The following is a 2,391-nucleotide window of genomic DNA, read 5'->3' on the forward strand; positions in this document are numbered from 1 at the left end:
GTCCCGGCCGGCCGGCTCCGGCCCGGAGAAGCCGCCTCCGTGGGATACCCGCGTGCCGGGGCGCCACGGGGCCACTCGGCCCCCCGGGGCGCCCGGCACGGACAGCGGCGAGACCGGTACTCAGACACGGCCCTCGCCGGAGGCGGACTGCGTGGCGAGCGCCTCCGCGATGTACGCCTCGGCCGCGGTCTTGTCCACCCCCGCGCCCGCGACGACGCCCTCGCCGCCCTCCCACTCCAGCAGCGCCAGCAGGATGTGCTCGGTGCCGATGTAGTTGTGGCCCAGGCGCAGGGCCTCCCGGTAGGTCAGTTCCAGCGCCTTGCGCGCCCCCGCGTCGTACGGAATCAGGTCGGGCACCTCGTCGGCGGCCGGGGGCAGCGCCTCGGTCGCGGCCTGCCGGACGGTGTCCAGCAGCACATCCTGCGCGACGATCGCCCGCGCCGCGATCGCTTCACGCTCGGTCAGCAGGCCGAGGGTGAGATGCGCGGGGGTGATGCGCGCGCTGCGCGCGGCATGGGCCTCGTTCTGCGCGGCCATGATCACGTTCTTCGCGCGGGGGGTGAACCGGCCGAAGCCCTGGCTGGGGTCGAGATCCTGCGCCTCGGCTCCCTCCTTCGACACGAACCGCTTCTGCGCGGCCTGCCGGGTCACGCCCATGCTCTCGCCGATCTCCGTCCAGGAAGCACCGGAGCGGCGGGCCTGGTCCACGAAGTGACCGATCAGATGGTCGGCCACTTCACCGAGGTGACCGGCCGCGATGACCGCTCCGGAGAGCTGGTCGAGTGCGCCGGAGTGGACCTTCTTGATGGCGTCGATCAGATCGTCGAGCCGGACGGGGTTGGTCGTGTGTACGGAATTCTCCATGCGTCAACCTTAGGTTGACAGAATCCATGACGTCAACCCGAAGTTGACAATTTCCCCACCCCGGATCACTTGCTTCTTCATACCCCATGGGGGTATGTTCTGCTCCAGCCCCGGGAAGTACCCCCCTGGGGTATTAGTTCCAGGGAAGGACAGAACAATGCCAACAGTCGACCCACGGCGCTGGTGGGCGCTTCTGGTGCTGGCCACCGCCCAGTTCATGGTGATCATGGACACTTCGATCATCGGTGTGGCGCTTCCCGAGATGCAGCGTGACCTCGGCTTCTCGCCCGGGGACCTCCAATGGGTGTTCAACGCCTACGTCATCGCCTTCGGCGGACTCCTCCTGCTCGGCGGCCGGCTCTCCGATCTGCTCGGGGCACGGCGGATCTTCGTCACCGGCTGGGTGGTGCTGATCGCAGGTTCGGTCGTCGCGGCGGCGGCGAGCACCGCATGGGTCGAGATCGTCGGCCGTGCCGTCCAGGGTGTCGGCGGCGCGCTCATCGCCCCGGCGGCGATGACCCTGCTGATGATGCTCTTCGGCCACAACCCGAAGGAGCTGGGCAAGGCGCTCGCGTTCTACGGCGCGGCGGCCCCGGCCGGCGGTACCGCCGGAGTCTTCCTCGGCGGTGTGTTCACCGAGTGGGCGAGCTGGCCGTGGATCTTCATCATCTACGTCCCCATCGGCATCGCGACGCTCGCCGCGACCGGCCTGCTGCCGCGTGCCGCTTCCCGCCGTGGCGCGGTGGACGTACTCGGCGCAGCCGCCGTCACCGCCGGACTCGCGCTCGCGGTGTTCGCCATCGTCAGGGCCCCCGAGATCGGCTGGGGCAACAGCGGGACCATCCTCCAGCTCTCCGGCGCGGCCGCCCTGTTGGCCCTCTTCCTCATCATCCAGAAGTCGGTACGGACGCCGATGATGCCGCTGGGCATCTGGCGTACTCCGGCTCTCGGCATCTCCAACCTCGCCATGGCACTGCTGGGCGCCGCCTGGATCCCCATGTGGTACTTCCTCAACCTCTATCTCCAGCAGGTCCTGGGCTACGGGGCGTTCGCCAGCGGCGCCGCGCTGCTCCCCATGACCGGGCTGCTGATGATCTTCATGACGCTCATCACCGCCCGGCTGCTGGGCCGCTGGGGAGCCAAGCCGCTGATCTCCGGTGGACTGCTGGTGCTGGCGGCGGGGCTGCTCTGGCTCTCCGCCGTCGAGCCGACCGGCACCTTCCTGGTGGACGTCCTGCCCGCCTCCCTGGTCGCCGCCACGGGTATGTCCCTCGCGTACATCCCCGCCATGATGTCGGCCATCTCCCGGGTCAGGCAGGAGGAGGCCGGGCTCGCCTCCGGCATCATCAACACCACCTATCAGGTGGGTTCCGCGCTCGGTCTTGCGGCGCTCACCGCGGTCGCCGCCTCCCAGGGCGCGCACCAGCTCGGCAATCTCCCCGCGCTGACCGACGGCTTCAGCTCGGCCTTCATCGGCGCCGCGGCCGTCGCGGCGGCGGGCGGACTCCTCACCGCCCTGCTGATGCG

The 2,391-nt window shown here is 69.9% G+C and carries 2 protein-coding genes; one reads left to right on the forward strand and one right to left on the reverse strand.

Features of this window, described 5'->3' with window-relative positions; genetic code table 11:
- Positions 1 to 120 precede the first annotated feature (120 nt).
- A complete protein-coding gene (locus tag ACWF94_RS38755) occupies positions 121 to 864 on the reverse strand; it encodes a Clp protease N-terminal domain-containing protein (RefSeq protein ID WP_453499718.1) in 744 nt (247 codons plus the stop codon).
- Between the two features lie 157 nt (positions 865 to 1,021).
- Between ACWF94_RS38755 and ACWF94_RS38760 the strand changes: the two genes are divergently transcribed.
- A partial coding sequence (locus tag ACWF94_RS38760) for an MFS transporter (RefSeq protein ID WP_453499720.1) occupies positions 1,022 to 2,391 on the forward strand: 1,370 nt, incomplete at its 3' end.

The sequence above is a fragment of the Streptomyces sp. NPDC055078 genome (genome assembly GCF_053607985.1).